Here is an 18,132-nt window from a genome sequence, read left to right as displayed (position 1 = left end):
GTCGCGAGCGGCGGTGCGGGGAAGGACGCCCGCGCGGAAGTGGCCGAACCCTGTCGTGGTGACCGTCCGGGGAACCGGGACGCTCTTGCCGCGTCCGGTCCTCCCCCCTACTCTCGTGGCCCCGGGCGGGCAGGCGCCACGACCGGCCGGGTCATACGACAACTGCAGACGGAGGCGTCCATGACGGCGTTGCCCGAGCCGCTGAGATCCATGGTCTTCAGGAACGACGACCTGCCGGCGCTGTTCCATCACACGGACGCGGTCGCCGTGGCCCGCCAGCGTGAGGCCGTGAACACCACCCGGGCGCAGCTCGCGCTGCTCGTGGCCGGCGCGGTGCCGGCGGCGCTGCCCTGGCACACCGAGGACAATCCGGCGGCCCGGGCCCTGTACGGCGGCGCGGTGCTGGCCTACCTGGGCGTGCTCTTCGCGACGTTTCTGGCCTCCCACCGCAAAGCAAAGTCGCACTGGCAACTGAACCGCTCAGCGGCCGAGTTCATCAAGTCCAACTGCTGGCGCTACGCGGTCCACGGCGCACCGTTCGACAGCGCGTCCGAGCACCCGGAGGCGCTGTTCGCCAATCGTCTGGAGGACGGCCTCCAGGAACTGCGAAAGGTGGGCTGGGCCGACCCGCGCGAGGAACTGCCGGATTCCGGCGGCCTCATTACGGAGTCCATGCGCGCGTTACGGAACAAGGCCTACACGGTCCGCAAGGAAACTTATGTACGGGACCGGCTCATCGAACAGCGGCGCTGGTACCGCAGACGTCAGCAGGCCTCCCGGCGCGGGGCGATCCTGTGGTCGGGCGCCATTGTCGCGCTGACGCTCCCGGCGCTGGCGCTGAGCGTGTTCCAGGCCTTCGGGGTGGGGCGCTCGTTCGGTCTGACGGGGGCGTTCTCCGCCGCGGCGGCGGCCTGTCTCGCCTGGAACGAGATGCGCCGGCACCATCCGCTGATCTCGGCGCACTCGCTGGTGGAGAAGGACCTGGAGTCGATGCAGGCCGCCATGGAGACCACCCTCACCGAGCGGCACTGGCCGAGGGCGGTGTTCGAGACCGAGCGGATCGTGTCGCCCGAGCACACGGACTGGCTGGTCAGACATCGCGTGTGAGCCGGGGCGGCCGTGCGGGAGCGTGAGCCCCTCCCCGTACGGCCCGTTCGGCGGGCGCCCTCCGGTCAGCCGCGCAGTACTCCGTCACGCAGTACTCAGCCGCGCAGTACTCCGTCGCGCCAGATCACGGTGACGGGACGGCCCAGGGTGCGGGCGTACGTCACGATGTCGCCCGTGCCGCCGAGGCCCCGGGCCGGGAGGCCGTCCCAGACCGCGAGCAGCCGGTCGCAGTGGTCGGCGATGTAGGCGCCCGCCGCGTAGTACGCCTCGTCGGTGGAGTGCGGGAAGTCGAGCCGGACCTCCTGCGCCGCGCGCGCCTTGAGCGTCCGGTAGCGGGCGAGGTCGACGGCGTTCTCGAAACAGGCCTCGTAGTCGCCGCTGGGGATCACGGCGGTCAGTTCGGCACCGCAGGCGAGGGCGAGGTCGGCGAAGAGCTGGTCGGCGCCGACCGCCAGACTGGAGAGCGCGTGCGTCGCGCCGTCGAGGCCGCACAGCGCGGCCCGCAGACCCGCGAGCACATGGGCCTCGGCCTCGGCGGGGATGGAGCGGTGACCGGTCACTCCGATGCGATTCACGGACCTGCTACCCCCTGATGCCAGCGGGGCGCGGCCGGGGGCGCGCCCGCCCCGTCACCCCGCCCCCCGTCGCCCCCGCAGCGGCGACCCGTCGTGCCGACATCCTCTCAAGAGCTCCCCGGCAAGCGGGAGCCCCCGTCCGGAGTTCCGGACGGGGGCACGTATGTACGGAACTCTCCGCACCCGGCCGGTGCGGGACCGGTCAGAACACGCTGACGCCGTACGCGCTCAGCGCCTCGGTGACCGGCTGGAAGAAGGTCGTTCCGCCGGAGGAGCAGTTGCCGCTGCCGCCGGAGGTGAGACCGATCGCCCGGGTGCCGGAGTAGAGCGGGCCGCCGGAATCGCCGGGCTCGGCGCACACGTTGGTGCGGATCATGCCGTAGACGACGTCGCCGCCCCCGTAGTTGACGGTGGCGTTGAGTCCGGTGACCGAACCGCTGTGGGTACCGGTGGTGGAGCCGCGGCGGGTGACGGCCATGCCGTTGGTGGCGTCGGCGGCGCTGGTGATGTCCTGGCCGCCGACGGTGCCGTCCTTGGGGATGGTGGTGTTGGTGTAGCGCACGATGCCGTAGTCGTTGTTCGGGAAGCTCGACCCGGAGGTCGTGCCGAGCACGGTGGTGCGGGCCGAGTTCGACCACCAGGTGGTCGCGCCGTCCGTGCAGTGGCCGGCGGTCAGGAAGTAGTAGGTGCTGCCGCTGCGGACGTTGAAGCCGAGCGAGCAGCGTCCGGTGCCGGAGTAGATCGCGTCGCCGCCGGAGATCAGCTTGGTCAACTTCCCGGGGGTGCGCTCGATGCGCAGCGCGTCGGCGTTGTCGCCCGCCGACTTCTTGATCTGGTTGATCTCCGCCTTCGAGACCGTGCTGTCGACGGTGACGACGAGGCGCTCGGATCGCGGGTCGATGTTCCAGGCGGTGCCCGCGATGTCGGCGCCGAGCACGGCGTCGCTCGCCGCGGTCAGCTGGTTGGCGCTGAACGTCCGGGGGGTTTCGGCGTTCGCGGTGGGGATGGCCATCGCCGCGACGGCGGCGAGCCCCGCGAGTACGGCCGTGGTACGGACGCGTCTCACCGAGACTGAGCGGTTACTGGTGCGCTTGATCCTCACTTCGGGTTCCTCCGAGGGGAATCGGGGGCCCTCCTGTGGGGTGGTGGGCCCGTGAGGCGCAGTCGGGGGCTGTCCGGATTCCGGAGTTGCCGTGCCCCTGACAATCGCTGACCGGAGTATCGAGGGGGCCGGACAGAGGGCGCAAGAATGTCTTTCGGCCACATGGGTCACACACGTCTCCGGCCCCGGGGGCCGTGGGGCTGCCGGGGCCGGAGGGTTCTCCCGCGGGTCAGACGTCGACCCGGTTCCGCTCCCCCGCCGGGACCGCCACGGAGAGCGTGTTGCCCGGGGGCGGGAAGGGGCAGATGAAGTGATCGGCGAAGGCGCACGGCGGCAGCAGCGCGCGGTTGAGGTCGACACTCACGCTGCCGTCGGCGGCGGGCGCGCCGGGCCGCAGGAAACGGAAGCGGTAGCTACCGTTCCCGCTGGTCACGTCGGCGAAGACGGCCCACAGCGACCCGTCGGGTTCGACCGCGACCTGGAGCGTGTGCTCGTCGCCGTCCACCGTGAAGGCGATCTCTCCGCCGAGCCCGAGGCCGCGCTCGACCCCGTCCGCGTTGACCACCCGCACGGTGCGGTCTCCGCCGTACGGGCGGAAGGTCCCGGGCAGCGTCCAGCGGGGGTCGTACGGGGTGGCCTCGATGGTCGAGAAGGCGTGCCGGGCCGGAGATCCCGGGTCGAAGTCCCGTACCGCCCACAGCCCTTCGCGGCGGAGCACCACCAGCCGCCGCTCCCCCTGCGCCACCCGGGAGTCGTCGATCGGCCCGCGGTCCGCGGCCAGCCCGACCTCGCCGGTCAGCGGCTTGCCGTCGACGACGACGCCGTCCTCGGCGGCGGCCGTGAGGACCAGCTCGTCGCCGTCCTCGCGCCAATACCCCGGGACGGCCGGAATTCGCCCTTCCGGGTAGTCGGAGAGCCAGTGGGTTCCGGTCAGGGAGAGAGGGCCGTACGGGGCGGCGACGGCGAGGACGCGCCCTTCGTGCCACCGCTGCCAGTCCTGTGCGGCGTCCGTCCCGCCGCCCTGCTCCTGCTGCTGTGCGTCCGTACTCATGCGGTCAACCCTTCCATACCGGCTCCGGGAGGCCGAGGTGCGACCGCAGCGTGGAGCCGGTGTATTCGGAGCGGAACGCCCCGCTCTCCTGGAGGAGCGGGACGACCCGGTCGACGAAGTCGTCCAGGCCGCTCGGGGTGAGATGGGGGACCAGGATGAAACCGTCGGCGGCCCGTTCGTCGACGAACGCGGTCAGCTCCGCCGCCACCGTCCGGGGCGAGCCGATGAACGACTGCCGGGTGGTCGTCTCGATGACGGTCTGCCGGATGGACAGCCCCTTGGCCTCGGAGATCGCACGCCAGCGGGCGACGATCGCGAAGGGGTCGCCGGGCCGGACCCGACCCCGGGTGATCTCGGAGTCGGGGATGGGGTCGAACTCGGGGAGCGGCCCGTCGGGGTCGTACCCGGAGAGGTCGGCGCCCCAGATCTGTTCGGCGGTGAGGATCGCGTTCTGCGGGGAGACCTGCTGCCGGCGGATCCCGGCGGCGCGCTCCTGGGCCTCGGCGTCGGTGTCGCCGGTCACCACGGTGACGCCGGGCATGATCTTCAGATCGCCGGGCTCCCTGCCGTACGCCGCGAGCCGCGCCTTGACGTCGGCGTAGAAGGTGCGGCCCGCCTCCAGGGTGCCGTGCCGGGTGAAGATGACGTCGGCGGCGGAGGCGGCGAACTCCCGGCCCTCGTCGGAGTCACCGGCCTGGATGACCACGGGGTGGCCCTGCGGTGAGCGCTTCACGGTGAACTCGCCGGAGATCGTGAACTGCGGGCCCGCGTGGGCGAACGGCCGCGACGCGCCGTCGGGCGTCCAGGAGTCCCACAGTTCCCGGGCGGTGGCGACGGACTCGGCGGCCCTCGTGTACCGGTCCGCCCGGTCCAGATAGCCGCCCCGGCGGAAGTTCTCCCCGGTGAAGGCGTCGGAGGAGGTCACCACGTTCCAGGCGGCCCGGCCCGCGCTGAGGTGGTCCAGGGTGGCGAGCCGGCGGGCGAGTTCGTAGGGCTCGTTGAAGGTGGCGTTGACGGTGGCGGCGAGCCCGAGCCGGTCGGTGACGGCGGCCAGCGCGTTCAGCACGGTCAGCGATTCGGGCCGGCCGACCACGTCGAGGTCGTGGACGCGCCCGTTGTGCTCGCGCAGCCGCAGCCCCTCGGCGAGGAAGAAGAAGTCGAACTTCCCGCGCTCCGCCGTCCGGGCCAGCTGCTCGAAGGAGGAGAAGTCGATCTGGCTGCGGGAGCGGGGATCCGCCCACACGGTGGTGCTGTTGACGCCGGGGAAATGGGCGGCGAGGTGCATCGGGCGGGGCACGGTCAGGCCTCCTTCGCGGCGGTCCTGGCGGCGGCGTACCGGCTCGTGGGGCGCACCAGCCCCAGGTGTTCGCGCAGGGTGCCGCCGGGATGGAAGGTGCGGAAGAGACTGCGGTGCTGGAGGAGGGCCACGGTGCCGTTGACGATCCTCTCCAGGTCGCGTTCGGGGGTGATGGGCGTGAGGTGGAAGCCGTCGGCCGCCCCGGCCCGGTACCACTGGGCGATGAGGTCGGCGAGGTCGACCGGGCCGCCCCGGAAGTAGGTGCCGCGCCCGGCGAGCCGCGGTCCGCTCTCCAGGCCGGGTTCCGGCGCGGTCTCCATGTCGCCGAGGTCGACGGTGAGGGCTACCAGGACCCGCAGGGCCCCGGGGTCACGCCCGTGGGCGGCGGCCTTGGCCCGCACCTCGTCGCGGACGGCGGCCGCCTGCTCGGGGGTGGTGGCCCGGATATGGATGACGTCGGCGTGCCGGGCGGCCGCCTCGCGGGCCGGGCCGGTGGTGGCGTCGATGACGGTGACGGGGCGGCCCTGCGGCGGGCGCGGCACGATCGCGGGGCCCTTCACCGTGAAGGTGGAGCCCTCGAAATCGACGTAGTGCAGCTTGCCCCGGTCGATGAAGCGGCCGGTGGCGGTGTCCCTGATCTCGGCGTCGTCCTCCCAGCTGTCCCACAGCCGCCCGGAGACGTCGGCCACTTCTCCGGCCTCCTGCCACAGCTCTTCGGCCGGCGCCGCCGGGCGTCGGCCGAAGAGCCGTGCCTCCGCCTCGGTGGTGGAGACGTCCGCGCTCCAGCCCGCGCGGCCCCGGCTCACCCAGTCCAGGGTGGCGACGGCCGAGGAGACGTGGAAGGGCTCGGTGTGGGTGGTGGTGACGGTCGGGACGAGGCCGATGCGGTCGGTCGCCGGCGCGACCCGGGCGAGGACGGCGAGCGCGTCGAGTCCGGGGCGGGCGAACGAGTCGCCGAGGGTGACGTAGTCGAGCGCGCCGCCCTCGGCGAGCCGGGCGAGCCGGAGGTAGTGCCCGGCGTCGTAGTGCGGCGGGCCGCCGATCTCGGCGGCCAGATGGAGGGATGTACGTGCGGACATGCGGGGACCTCTCGGGTCGACGGTCGGTCGGGACTGCGCGGTGGCCGCTCGGCGCTGCCCGGTCGCTCACCGGCCGCGCGCCGGGTGGGGCGCGGCCGGCGGTGGCGGGTCGCGCCGGGTGGGGCGCGCGGCCGGGGTGGCGCGGCCGGGGTGGCGGGTCCGGTGGACCTCCGCGTCAGCTCTTCGTCTTCGGCAGGCCGGGCGGGTTGATCTCCGACTTCTCCACGGCCTCGCCGCTGAGCCCCCAGCGCTCCAGGACCTTGCCGTACGAGCCGTCCTGGACGATGTGGTCGATCGCGGCGGCGTACGCCTCGACCAGGCCGCTGCCCTTCTTCGTGGTGGCGGCGATCTTGCCCTGGAGGCCGCCGCCGGCACCGGAGAGCTGTCCGGCGATCTCGCTCTGGCCGGACGTCGCGACGTGGTAGGCGGCGGACGGGCTCGGGCCGAGGTGGGCGTCGATGCGGCCCGACTGGAGGGGGAGGTAGTAGTCGTTCTCCTTCTGGAAGTACTTGATCTCCACGGGCTCGCGCCCGGCCTTGACGTTCTCCTCGCTCCACTCGACGAGGACCTTCTCCTGGTTGGTGCCGGAGGAGACCGAGATCGTCCTGCCGGCGACGTCGGCGGGGCCCTTCACCTTCCAGCCGGAGCCCTTCTTGGCCTCGAAGGCGATGTTGTCGAGCCGGTAGGTGGCGAAGTCGTACTTCTCCTTGCGCTCCTCGGTCACGGTGACGTTGGAGAGGACCCCGTCGAACTTGGAGCTGTCCAGGCCGACGAAGAGGTTCTCCCAGGAGACCTGCTCGAACTCCGGCTTCAGGCCGAGGGTGTCGGCGACGAGGGTGGCGATGTCGATCTCGGAGCCGATCCGGGTCCTGTCGTCGGTGGCGTAGAAGCCGAGCGGCGGTACGGCGTCCGCGCTCGCCCCGATCCTCAGCGTGCCGCGTTCACGGATCGCCTCGGGTACGAGGGCGGCGGCCTCCGCCGCCTTCCTGCCTCTGAGGCGGTCCTGGTCGGGACCGGTGTTGACCCCGGTGTCCTTCTTGTCCTGGGACGCCACGTCGGTGGAGGCGTCGGGGTCGCCGCAGGCGGTGAGCAGTCCGGCGGCGGCGAACGTGGCGAGGGCGAGGGTGATACTGCGGCGGACGGACACGTGCGTACTCCTTGTGAGTGATGCGAACGGACGGGACGTGAAGACGGTTCAGAGAACCTTGGAGAGGAACGCGCGGGTGCGCTCCTGCGTGGGGTGGTCCAGTACGTCGGCGGGCGGACCCTGCTCGACGATGCGGCCCTCGTCCATGAAGACGACGGTGTCGGCGACCTCGCGGGCGAAGCCGATCTCATGGGTGACGACGATCATCGTGGTGCCGCCGTGCGCCAGGTCCTTGATGACGTCGAGGACCTCTCCGACGAGTTCCGGGTCCAGTGCGGACGTCGGCTCGTCGAAGAGCAGCAGCTTCGGCTCCAGTGCCAGGGCGCGGGCGATGGCGACGCGCTGCTGCTGTCCGCCGGAGAGCTGGGCGGGATAGGCCGAGGCCTTGTCGGCGAGCCCGACCCGGGCGAGCAGCTTCTCCGCGGATTCGACGGCCTCCTTACGGGGCCGGCGCAGCGCCGAGACGGGTGCCTCGATGATGTTCTCCACCACGGTGAGGTGCGGGAAGAGGTTGAAGTTCTGGAAGACGAAGCCGATCTTGGTGCGCTGGCGCAGCACCTCGCGCTCGCGCAGTTCGTAGAGCTTGTTGCCCTCCCTGCGGTAGCCGACCAGGGTTCCGTCCACGCTGATCCAGCCCTGGTCGACCTTCTCCAGGTGGTTGATGGTGCGCAGCAGGGTGGACTTGCCGGAGCCGGAGGGGCCGAGGACGACGGTGACCTCGCCGGGCCGCACCGACAGGTCGATACCGCGCAGCACCTCCAGGGAGCCGAAGCTCTTGTGCACGGAGCGGATCTCGACCATGGCATCGCTGGGTGCGCTCATCGCACGGCCCCCTTGGCGTAGTGACGTTCGACGTAGAACTGGACGACGGAGAGGGCGGTGGTGAGGAGGATGTACCAGGCGGTGGCGACCATCAGCAGCGGGACGACCCGGCCGCTGCGGCCGTAGACGACCTGGACCTGGTAGAAGAGCTCGCCGATCGCCATGACGGAGACGATCGAGGTGCCCTTGAACAGCGAGATGATCTCGTTGGCCGCGTTGGGCAGGATGGAGCGCATCGCCTGCGGGAGCACGATCCGCCGCAGCTGCCGCAGTCTGGGGATGCCGAGGGCGGCCGCCGCCTCCAACTGCCCTTCGCCGACGGCGAGTACGCCACCTCTCACGATCTCCGCCGCGTAGGCCGCCTGGTGCAGCGCGAGGCCCAGGACGGCCGCGCTGACCGCGCCGACCAGGTTCATCGTGTCGAAGGTGAAGAAGCCCGGCCCGAACGGGATGCCGAACTGCAACTCCTGGTAGAGATAGGCGAGGTTGAACCAGAACAGCAGTTGCACGATGAGCGGGATCGAGCGGAACGCCCAGATGTAGCCGTACGCGACCGTCCTCAGGAACGGGCTGGCCGACAGCCGCATGAACGCCAGCACGATGCCCAGCGCGAAGCCGAGGACCGTGCCGTAGAAGGTCAGCTGGAGGGTGAGCCAGACGGCCTTGAGGATGACCGGCGCCGAGAAGAACTGTGCGAAGACGTCCCACTCCCAACCGGGGTTGGTGACCAGTCCGTTGATGAACTGGGCGACCAGGACGACGGTCACGGCGACGGCGGCCCAGCGCCAGGGGTGACGGGCCGGGACGACGGTCAGCTCCCCGTAGTCGGTGCCGGGTCGGGCGGCCTTCGCGGCGGGCGGGCCGTCGGCGGCACTCGCGGGTGGATCGATGGGGGGATCGCTGGTCAGCGACATGGCGGGGTTCCTTGGGAGGGATGGCGGCGGTGGTAGGGGAAGGGGGCCCGGCGGGCCCGGTTCAGGAAGCCGGCCGGCTGCGACAGGAGAGGTCGCGCAGGAAGGTGAGCGCGGCGCGCGCGGCGGCGTCGTTCTGCCGGAAGGCGGGTCCGCCGGTACGGGGCCGGGTGAACGCGCCGCTGTTGCGGGCGGTGGTGAAGGGGCCCAGCGCGAAGCGGCGCGGGTGCGGGCGGCCGGCCCGGTCCAGCACCCGGCTGTCGGCGGGGTCCACGGAGAGCAGGCCGGTGTCGGTGAGGGCGGCCCCGTCGTCGCGCAGGGAGCGCAGCAGGGGGCTCGCGGTGTGCTGGAGCGAGGGGTCGGGGAGGCGGGCCTCGACCAGTGCGCGGGCCTCGGCGCGCGCGCCGGGGACGGTGGCACTGGTGGCCCGGAAGAGGCCGTGCTCCTCGTCGGTCTCCACGGCGAGGTCCGCGCCGAGGAAGTGGACGACACCGGCCCGGGAGAGGGCCAGGAGCTGTTGGAGCCGGGACCCCGGCGGACCGGAGGCCAGATAGCTGAAGAAGCCGTGCCACCAGCCGCCGATGTCGCCGAGCCGGACGAGCTGGGCGTAGGCGGAGAGCAGCCCGAGGAAGACCGCGAGATCCGCACTGTGCGCCGGATCGTGACGGCGGTTCAGGTCGGCGGTGATGTGGTCGCGCAGGGCTTCCTGGAGGGCCTCGGGGGTTGCGTGGCTCACGCCGTCGAGGGGTCGGTCCAGGGCGTCGAGGTCGAGCCGGTCGGCGGGGTCGGGCACGGCGTCGGCGATCAGCCCGGCCAGTTCGGGGCTGCCCGGGTCGGCGGCGGCGTACTTCTCGGCGAAGACCTCGTGGGCCAGGGTGGTGCGCTCGGGGTGGGCGGTGAACAGCCGGTGGTAGTGGGCGTGGCCCAGCTCCTTGGCGACCGCCGGCCAGATGTCGCGCCGGAAGTCGAGGGGTCCTGGTCTGCTCCGCATATCCTCGATCCACGCCTGGCCCAGGTGGAGCGGCAGCGGCGGACGTTCACCGGTCCAGGGGTAGCCGATCTTCGCGTGGTACGGGACGCCGCGCCGCGATCCGACGTACAGCACGGGTTCACGGCCCGACGGCAGGTAGACCCCGTTCTCGTGGCGTCCGCCGCGTCCCTCGGTGAGCAGGACCATCAGATCGATGAAGGCGAGCCCGAAGCCCCGGACGATGACCGGCTCTCCGGGGCGCAGGGCGTCGAGGTCGCTGTCGGCGGTGAAGTCGGGGGGCAGGTGGACCAGGGCGTGCCGCCGGGCGAAGGCGCCCAACCGCATCTGTTCGGGCTCCTGTTCGGCATCGAGGTGGCCCACGGTCAGGACGACGGCATCGGCGAGCAGGGGCTCTGTGCGGCCCTGGAGCCGGACGCTCTGGCGGCCGCCGTGCGACCCGGTGACGGCGAGGGCGGTGGTGCGGTGCTCGTGCACGGTGATGCCGGGCGGCAGGGCGGCCAGGGCGCGGTCGTAGGTCCAGCGCAGATAGGCGCTCTGGAGTCGCCGGGTGGGGAAGTCCGCTCCTTCGAGGCCACGTATCTCGGCCAGGACCGAGGGGTCCGCGTCCGGGAGGATCCGGCCCGCGCGGACGTCCTCGGCCCAGGCGTCCAGGGCCGGGCCCGCGACGACGGGGCCGTCCAGTTCCACCGTCTCGTCGGTGAACATGGTGACGTCCTCGGCCATGGAGTTCATCCACAGCAGCGGCGACTGGTCGGGGCGCCAGATCCGCCCGCCGCCCGCCGGATAGGGGTCGACCAGGTGGATGTCCAGGCGCGTGTCCCCGTACAGCTCACCGGCGTTGGCGGCGATGCGCTCGATCACGCCGGTGCCGCGGGGGCCGCCGCCGATCACCACGACGCTGGGCACGGAGCTCATCGCGCACCCGCCGTACCGCGGGCGTAGTACCGCTCCACAGAGCGCTGGCCGATGCTCAGCAGCGTGGTGACGGCCGCGTACCAGAGCGTGGCGACGAGCAGCAGCGGGATGACCTGGTAGGTGCGGTGGTAGACGAGCTGGACGGAGTACAGCAGGTCCTGCACGGCGATGATGCTGACGATGGAGGTGCCCTTGAGGGTGCCGATCAGCATGTTCCCGGCCGGCGGCACGATGGAGCGCATCGCCTGCGGCAGCACGATGCGCCGGAACCGCCGCCAGGGGCCGAGGCCGAGGGACTGGGCGGCCTCCACCTGTCCGCGCTCGACGGAGAGGATGCCGCCGCGCACCACCTCGGCGGCGTACGCGGCCTCGTGCAGGGTCAGCCCGATGACGGCGATGGTGACCGGACCGAGGAGGCTGACCGTGGAGACGCCGAGGATCTGCGGGTACAGGGCGCCGATGTTGAACCAGAACAGCAGCTGGACCAGGATCGGGGTGGAGCGGAACAGCCAGACGTAGCCCCAACTGACGGCCTGGAGCACGGGGTTGCCGGAGAGTCGCAGGACCGCGAGCAGGGCGCCCAGCACGAAGCCGAGCACCACGACGACAGCGGTGAGCCAGAGGGTGAGCCAGAGCCCGCGCAGGACGGGGACGGTAGCGAAGTAGGAGAGCACGACGTCCCACTGGAAGGCGTCGTTGCGGATGACCGAGTTCAGCGCCAGCGCGAGCAGCACGAGAACGGCAACAGCCGCTGCCCAGCGGCCTGTTCGGCGTACGGGGACGATGCGCGGCACCACGTCGGCAGCGTCCTTGGCGAGCCGCGAGGAGGAGGAAGGGGGCAGCGAGACGGTCTGCGGGGGCATGCGGGAGCTCCGTGGATGCTCAGATCGAACACGGGGCGTGCCTTCACACCGGAAACCACACATGGGCCGGGCCCCTCAGCGCCGGTCCACCTCCGAGATAAGCGGCGTACGCGGGGAGTTGTCAAGCCTGTCCACACTGTGAGCCGCACATCTCACCTCGGTTGACGCGCACCCGGATGCCTGTTCCACTGAGCCCATGCATCCGCAGCAGTGGCTGGTCACCCGCTCCCACATCGACTTCGGTCGCGTGTGGTCCTCTTCCTGTTGAGCTGACCTTCTGCTGTCCGGCTTTCCCTGCTCACGCCCCCTTTTCCGGCGTTCGAGCCCCGTTCCTCGCGTGACTTCACCTTCACCACACCGCGCAGCCCTCCCCTCGCACCGCTGAATACCTTCGCCGTCCCCCCGTGCCCGCCGTGGGCCGGGGAGGTCGGCCTACCCCGACGAACCCGGAGAGCACAGCCATGCCCAGATCCCGACATACCGCCCTGTTCGCCCTGATCACCGTGGCCACGCTGACGCTCGCCGGCTGCGCCGAGCCGACGGAGGAGCAGGGCGATGGGTCCGCCCAGGTCGCGGCCAAGGGGAAGACCCCGACGACGGACGTCGTCTCGAAGGTCCGCGAGGACGAGGCCGCGGCGAGGCTGCTGCCCGCCGGGGTCCGCGAGGCGGGGACACTGCGGATCGCCGCCGCCATCGGCACCCCGCCCGGGGCCTTCTATCAGGAGGACGGCTCCACCCTGGCCGGTGCGGACATCGACTTCGCGGACGCGGCGGCCCGGGTGCTCGGGCTGGAACTGAAGCGCGAGGTGGCGTCCTTCGAAGCGATCCTGCCGGCGCTGGGCAGCGGAAAGTACGACCTGGGCACGGGGAACTTCGGGGTCACCGACGTACGCCGCGAGACGGTCGACTTCGTGACGTACATCAATGACGGCCAAGGCTTCGCGGTCCGCGAGGACAGTGAACTGAAGAAGGTCACCGACCTCACCCAGCTGTGCGGGCTGGACGTGGCCACCGGGGCGGGCACCACCTTCGAGGTGACGCTCCAGGAGAATCTGCCCCGGTGCGCGGAGGCGGGCAAGAAGCCGTACAACGTCAAGACCTACGCCGACCAGGCGGCCGTCTGGCTCTCGCTCCAGCAGAACCGCAGCGATGTGGTGATGTCGACCATCAACGGGCTGCGCTACGCGGTGAGCCAGCAGGAGGGGCTGCGCTTCCTCAACGAGTTCAAGCGGCTCGACGTGGGCTTCGCCTTCGAGAAGGGCACCCCACTGGCCCCGGCCTTCCAGGCCGCGGTCAACCGCCTCAAGGAGGACGGGACCTATGACCGGATCCTGAAGAAGTGGGGCACCTCCGCGTCCGCGATCGAGACCTCCGAGATCTCACCGCCCGAGCTGAAGTGACCGGCGCCGGACGGCGCGTACGGATGCGGCCCCCATCCGGCAGGCGCAGGCGAGTCCGGCCCGGACCAGGCATCCGGCGATCAGCCCGCGCCGGTCGCGGGGCGGGCGCGACGGAGGCGGTGAGGCCGGGCCGCCGGGCGGTGTGCCGTACGGGTGACCGGGCGGTGTGCCGAAGGAGCGGTCGGGCAGCAGCCCCCGATCCCCCGGCCCCCTTGGTGCTCCTGGTGCTCCTGGTGCGGGCAGGACGAGGTGCCGAACGCCCGGTCGACCGAGCGCCGCAGCTCATGGGCCCGCCTGAGCCTCCGTCAGCGCGGAAACGGTCAGCCCGTCACAGTTCGTGACGATACGGGCGAAATGCCCGTGACCCGCCCTCAGGGCCAGGCACAGACCGCAGAGATGGGCCATCCCATCGGCCCTGAGGCCTTCGGAGAGCCGATGGGCCAGGGCCTGACGATTCCGAACACGACGATCCCCCCGGGAGCCGTCCCGCCGGCGCGCGACGCCCGCGCACCGGAGCGTCGCGCATCGTATCGAGTGTCCCGTTCACCCGTACGTCCCGCGGATCACCCGTACGGCCGGAGCATCATATTTTCCTTCTGCAAGCCCCCTTACGCAGGACGAACCCTGACGAATCGCCACATCTTCTGCACCAGTAGCGTCACGAATCGCCTGCGAGCCGACTATCCACTTGGCGCGGTATCCGCATCATGGACGACCATAGGGATACGAAAGAGATGCGGAACGCCAAGGAACCGCGGTGAGAGGAGGCGTCCATGGGATCGGTGCGCAAGGCGAGTGCCTGGCTGGGCCTCGTAGAGGACAACGACGAGCGGTACTACGACGACGAGTACGCCGAGGGTGCGGAGACCGGCACGGGCAACCAGGCCTGGGTCACCGACCCGCGGGTGCAGGTGGCCGCGGAGACGGCCCAGGACCAGGACCGCCGGATCGCGACGGTGACCCCGGACAGCTTCCGGGACGCACGCGCCATCGGTGAGCTCTTCCGGGACGGCGTCCCGGTGATCGTCAACCTCACGGCCATGGACCCCGCCGACGCCAAGCGCGTGGTGGACTTCGCCGCCGGGCTGATCTTCGGCCTGCGCGGCTCGATCGACCGGGTGGCCACCCGGGTCTTCCTGCTGTCCCCCGCCGACACCCAGGTGGTGGCGGGCGAAACCGCCGGCCGCAAGGCCGGCGGCTTCTTCAACCAGAGCTGAGCAGGGCGCTCGCCGGAAAGATCCGGTCAACGCATCCGGCCGATGCGCGCGTAACCGGCGCGTACCGTTACCGGAAGGCGTCGAGACCGGTGAGCGCCTTGCCCAGGACCAACTGGTGCATCTCCACGGTTCCCTCATAGGTGAGCACCGACTCCAGGTTCGTGGCGTGCCGCATCACCGGGTACTCCAGCGAGATCCCGTTGGCCCCGAGGATCGTGCGCGAGGTGCGGCAGATCTCGATCGCCTCCCGCACGTTGTTCAGCTTGCCGAAACTGACCTGCTCCGGCCGGAGCCTGCCCGCGTCCATGCGGCGGCCCAGGTGGTGGGCGAGCAGGATGCCCTTGTGCAGCTCCAGGGCCATGTCCGCCAGCTTGGCCTGGGTGAGCTGGAAGCCGCCGATCGGCCGGCCGAACTGCTCCCGGCTCTTCGCGTAGTCGAGGGCCGACTCGAAGCTGGCCCGCGCCGCGCCCATGGCGCCCCAGACGATGCCGTAGCGCGCGTGGCTCAGACAGCTGAGCGGGCCGCGCAGCCCGCTCGCGCCGGGAAGCACCGCGTCGCCCGGCAGGCGTACCTCGTCCATGACCAGCTCGCTGGTGACCGAGGCGCGCAGCGACCACTTGTGCCGGATCTCCGGGGCCGAGAAGCCGGGGGCCTCGGTCGGCACGACGAATCCCCGGATGCCCCGCCCGTCCTCGCCCTCACCTGTCTGCGCCCAGACGACGGCGACTCCGGCGACCGAGCCGTTGGTGATCCACATCTTGCGGCCGGTGAGGACCCAGTCCTCACCGTCGCGTTCGGCGTACGTCCGCATCCCGGCCGGGTCGGAGCCGTGGTCGGGTTCCGTCAGGCCGAAGCAGCCGATGACTTCGCCGGACGCCATGCCGGGCAGCCACCGCTGCTTCTGTTCCTCGGATCCGAAGCGGTGGATCGCGTACATGGCGAGCGACCCCTGTACGGAGACGAGTGAGCGGATCCCGGAGTCGGCGGCCTCCAGCTCCAGGCAGGCGAGCCCGTACTGGACGGCACTCGCCCCGGCGCAGCCGTAGCCGTCCAGGGACATACCGAGCGCGCCCAGTGCGCCGAGCTCCCGGGCCAGCTCCCGGATTCCGGGCAGCTCGCCCTTCTCGTACCAGTCGGCGATGTGCGGCAGGACGCGGTCGGTGGCCCAGGTGCGGACGGTGTCGCGGATCGCGAGGTCGTCGGGGCCGAGCAGGTCGTCGATGCCGAGGGGATCCGCCGTGTCGAACGGCGGGAGCTTCGACGGCTTCGCGGACTCGGTGCTGGACATGAGGGTGCCTCCGGCGGCTCGCACGGTGCTCGGAGGGACCGGGAGACGCCCGCCCTCCGAAAACTAGCAGTGGTAGTCAGGGCGTCGTGCTGACGTTACGGCTCAGTGTGCCGCTCGTCCAGAGCCGGCCGCCTCGGCCGGCTCGCGCCGCGCAGGCAGCGCGGGCAGCGTCGGGCGCGGAGCCGGGCAGTCGCGCCCGGCCGGCCCGGCGGCGCCGGGGACCCGGTTCTCGTCCGCCCCGTACGCGGGAGCCGTGGACGCGGGAGCCGTGGACGCGGGAGAGGCTTTGGACATGGTCGCGACCGTGGCGTCGTCGGCCTCGCCCCGGTGACACACCTCCTTCGGCGGACACTCCATGACCTTCGGCAGCCGCAGGGCGGCCAGCGCCCCGAGCAGCAGCAGCCCCGCGCTGACGAACAGCGTGATGTGGAGTCCGCCGATGAAGGCCTGCCGGGCCGTGGAGCGCAGCAGATCACCCATCGGGCCGCCCAGCTGCGCGGCCACCTGATAGGCCTCGCCCAGCGAGTGGGAGGCCTCCGCCCCGGCGCGGGCGGGGACGCCCTTCTCGTGCAGACCGGCGAGGCCGGGGGCGTAGGCGGCGTTCATGACACTGCCGAGCAGGGCGATGCCGAGGCCCGCACCCAGCTGGTACGAGGTCTCGCCGATGGCCGCCGCGCCGCCCGCCCGCTCCGGCGGGGCGTCGCTGAGCATCGACTCGTACGCCCCGAAGAGCGTGGTCTGGAGTCCGAAGCCGAGCAGGACGAACGCGACGGTCAGCAGGGCGGGCCGGTCGTGCTGCCCCATCGAGGTGAGCAGCAGCACCGAGGACGCGGTGAGGACGAAGCCGCAGCCGACCATGCGCCGGGGGCCGATGCGGCGCAGGGTGTGCGAGCCGGTGGCGCCCGCGGCCATCGCCGCGAAGGTCAGCGGCAGCAGCCGCAGCCCGGTCTCCAGCGGGCCGAGCCCCAGCACCAGCTGGAGGTACTGGACGGCGATCAGCTGGAGGCCGACCAGCGCCAGCATGGCGAGCACGATGCAGCCGACGGCGGTGGAGAAGGCCGGGCGGGCGAACATCGAGACGTCGATCAGCGGATGGCTGCGGCGCTTCTGACGGCGCACGAAGAGGATCAGGAGCGCGAGCCCGAGGGTCAGCGGGCCCAGTGAGACCGGATCCAGGAGACCAGCGCCACCGCCCAGACGCTTCACGCCGAGGACGACGCCGAGCACTCCCGCCGCGGCGGTCAGCGCGCCCAGCACGTCCCACGGGCCGTTGTCGCCGCCGCGCGACTCGGGCAGCAGCCGGCGGCCCAGCGGCAGGATCACCACCATCAGCGGGATGTTGATCAGAAAGACCGAGCCCCACCAGAAGTGCTCGACCAGGAAGCCGCCGACGACCGGTCCGGTGGCGGCGCCGACCGCGGCGACCGCGGTCCACACGCCGATGGCGAGCGCCCGCTCCCGGCGGTCGGGAAAGACCTGGCGCAGGATCGACAGCGTGGCGGGCATGATCATCGCGCCGCCGACCCCGAGGAGGGCGCGGGCCGCTATCAGGACGGCCGGGGTGTCCGCCGTCGCGGCGAGCGCGGAGGCGACGCCGAACAGCGCGTAGCCGAAGAGCAGCACGCGCCGCCTGCCGATCCGGTCACCCAGCGTGCCGAAGAGAATGAGCAGCGAGGCGCAGACGAGAGGGTAGGCGTCGACGATCCACAGCAGGGCCGTACCACTGGGACGCAGGTCCTCGGTGACGGCCGGAACGGCGACGTGGAGCACGGTCGCGTCGAGTGCGACGACCAGGAGACTGAGGCAGAGGACCACGAGGACGACCCAGCGGTTGGCGTCGTCGGCGGCCTTGCGCAGCCGGGCCCCGGCCGTGGTCGTCCCGGACATCTACGTACCTCCCGATGAGTCCCTCGCGCTCGGCGGACCGACGGTGACGTGGGGTGCGCGTCCCTCGGGCCCGGCATCGACGGGCGAGTGAGCCGTCAGCGTACGCGAGTCCGGCGAGGTCACCTGTGGCCCACGTCATACCCCGGCCCGCCGGACAGTGTGGCGTACGCCATTACGGTGCCGGCCGGGGGGCTCCCGCCGGGGAGCCGGGACGGCCGCCGCTCCGGGGCCCGGGCGGGCGTCGCGGGGCGCGGCGCGACAGCGTGCGCCTCCCCCGAATGGCGGGATCAATTGCCGCGGATTCCGGTGCGCCTCTTTTCCCGAGAGATCAAACACGCTTACGAACGGAACCGGCGGCCAATTGCCCACAAGATCACGGAGATTCTTCTCGGCGCCCGGAAAAGACGCCGTTCCGAGACACGGTCCACATCACATCGTCATCACAAAGAGCCCGGATTGGCCTGCTCGCACACTCACTCG

Annotated in this window: 15 protein-coding genes; 3 read left to right on the top strand and 12 right to left on the bottom strand. The window is 71.6% G+C overall.

All coding sequences use genetic code 11. The annotated features are described in order from the left end of the window. The first annotated feature begins 180 nt into the window (after nt 1-180). Nucleotides 181-1,107, top strand: coding sequence for a DUF4231 domain-containing protein (locus ACZ60Q_RS30540; protein WP_469640801.1), 927 nt, complete (start codon nt 181-183; stop codon nt 1,105-1,107). Between the two features lie 95 nt (nt 1,108-1,202). On the opposite strand, the gene ACZ60Q_RS30535 is transcribed toward ACZ60Q_RS30540, so the two are convergent. The 10 genes from ACZ60Q_RS30535 to ACZ60Q_RS30490 all read right to left on the bottom strand — a co-directional run bounded on the left by ACZ60Q_RS30535 (nt 1,203) and on the right by ACZ60Q_RS30490 (nt 11,860). After that, nucleotides 1,203-1,682 (bottom strand): hypothetical protein, encoded by a 480-nt coding sequence (locus ACZ60Q_RS30535; protein WP_469640800.1) that lies wholly within the window; start codon nt 1,680-1,682, stop codon nt 1,203-1,205. 202 nt (nt 1,683-1,884) lie between these two features. Beyond that, the gene (locus tag ACZ60Q_RS30530; RefSeq protein ID WP_469640799.1) at nt 1,885-2,784 is read right to left on the bottom strand and encodes a S1 family peptidase; all 900 of its coding nucleotides are present in this window, start codon (nt 2,782-2,784) and stop codon (nt 1,885-1,887) included. Between the two features lie 229 nt (nt 2,785-3,013). Beyond that, complete coding sequence (locus tag ACZ60Q_RS30525; RefSeq protein ID WP_469640798.1) at nt 3,014-3,835, bottom strand: DUF1684 domain-containing protein; 822 nt, start codon at nt 3,833-3,835, stop codon at nt 3,014-3,016. 4 nt (nt 3,836-3,839) lie between these two features. Then, nucleotides 3,840-5,120 carry an NtaA/DmoA family FMN-dependent monooxygenase gene (locus ACZ60Q_RS30520; RefSeq protein ID WP_469640883.1) on the bottom strand — a complete coding sequence of 427 codons (1,281 nt, stop codon included), beginning with the start codon at nt 5,118-5,120 and terminating at the stop codon, nt 3,840-3,842. 14 nt (nt 5,121-5,134) lie between these two features. Further along, a complete protein-coding gene (locus ACZ60Q_RS30515; RefSeq protein ID WP_469640797.1) occupies nt 5,135-6,211 on the bottom strand; it encodes an LLM class flavin-dependent oxidoreductase in 1,077 nt (358 codons plus the stop codon). 175 nt (nt 6,212-6,386) lie between these two features. Further along, nucleotides 6,387-7,358, bottom strand: coding sequence for an ABC transporter substrate-binding protein (locus ACZ60Q_RS30510; protein WP_469640796.1), 972 nt, complete (start codon nt 7,356-7,358; stop codon nt 6,387-6,389). A gap of 48 nt (nt 7,359-7,406) precedes the next feature. Beyond that, nucleotides 7,407-8,159 (bottom strand): amino acid ABC transporter ATP-binding protein, encoded by a 753-nt coding sequence (locus tag ACZ60Q_RS30505; RefSeq protein WP_469640882.1) that lies wholly within the window; start codon nt 8,157-8,159, stop codon nt 7,407-7,409. Nucleotides 8,160-8,176: 17 nt separating this feature from the next. Then, nucleotides 8,177-9,094, bottom strand: a complete 918-nt coding sequence (locus tag ACZ60Q_RS30500; RefSeq protein WP_469640795.1) for an amino acid ABC transporter permease — start codon at nt 9,092-9,094, stop codon at nt 8,177-8,179. A 61-nt stretch (nt 9,095-9,155) separates the two neighbouring features. Next, nucleotides 9,156-10,997 carry an FAD/NAD(P)-binding protein gene (locus tag ACZ60Q_RS30495; RefSeq protein ID WP_469640794.1) on the bottom strand — a complete coding sequence of 614 codons (1,842 nt, stop codon included), beginning with the start codon at nt 10,995-10,997 and terminating at the stop codon, nt 9,156-9,158. Beyond that, nucleotides 10,994-11,860 carry an amino acid ABC transporter permease gene (locus tag ACZ60Q_RS30490; RefSeq protein ID WP_469640793.1) on the bottom strand — a complete coding sequence of 289 codons (867 nt, stop codon included), beginning with the start codon at nt 11,858-11,860 and terminating at the stop codon, nt 10,994-10,996. Before ACZ60Q_RS30490 ends, ACZ60Q_RS30495 begins: the two co-directional genes overlap by 4 nt. 461 nt (nt 11,861-12,321) lie before the next feature. On the opposite strand from ACZ60Q_RS30490, the gene ACZ60Q_RS30485 reads away from it, so the two are divergent. Beyond that, complete coding sequence (locus ACZ60Q_RS30485; RefSeq protein ID WP_469640792.1) at nt 12,322-13,260, top strand: ABC transporter substrate-binding protein; 939 nt, start codon at nt 12,322-12,324, stop codon at nt 13,258-13,260. 773 nt (nt 13,261-14,033) lie between these two features. Further along, a complete protein-coding gene (locus tag ACZ60Q_RS30480; RefSeq protein WP_469640791.1) occupies nt 14,034-14,477 on the top strand; it encodes a cell division protein SepF in 444 nt (147 codons plus the stop codon). Between the two features lie 67 nt (nt 14,478-14,544). Here ACZ60Q_RS30480 and ACZ60Q_RS30475 read toward each other — a convergent pair whose 3' ends face one another. Continuing rightward, nucleotides 14,545-15,765, bottom strand: a complete 1,221-nt coding sequence (locus ACZ60Q_RS30475; RefSeq protein ID WP_469640790.1) for an acyl-CoA dehydrogenase family protein — start codon at nt 15,763-15,765, stop codon at nt 14,545-14,547. Between the two features lie 102 nt (nt 15,766-15,867). Then, complete coding sequence (locus tag ACZ60Q_RS30470; protein ID WP_469640789.1) at nt 15,868-17,652, bottom strand: MFS transporter; 1,785 nt, start codon at nt 17,650-17,652, stop codon at nt 15,868-15,870. Nucleotides 17,653-18,132 lie beyond the last annotated feature (480 nt).

It is taken from the genome of Streptomyces sp. NPDC104313, assembly GCF_055583985.1.
Note: the sequence above shows the minus strand (reverse complement) of the source record. Positions and strands in the feature narration are given on the sequence as shown.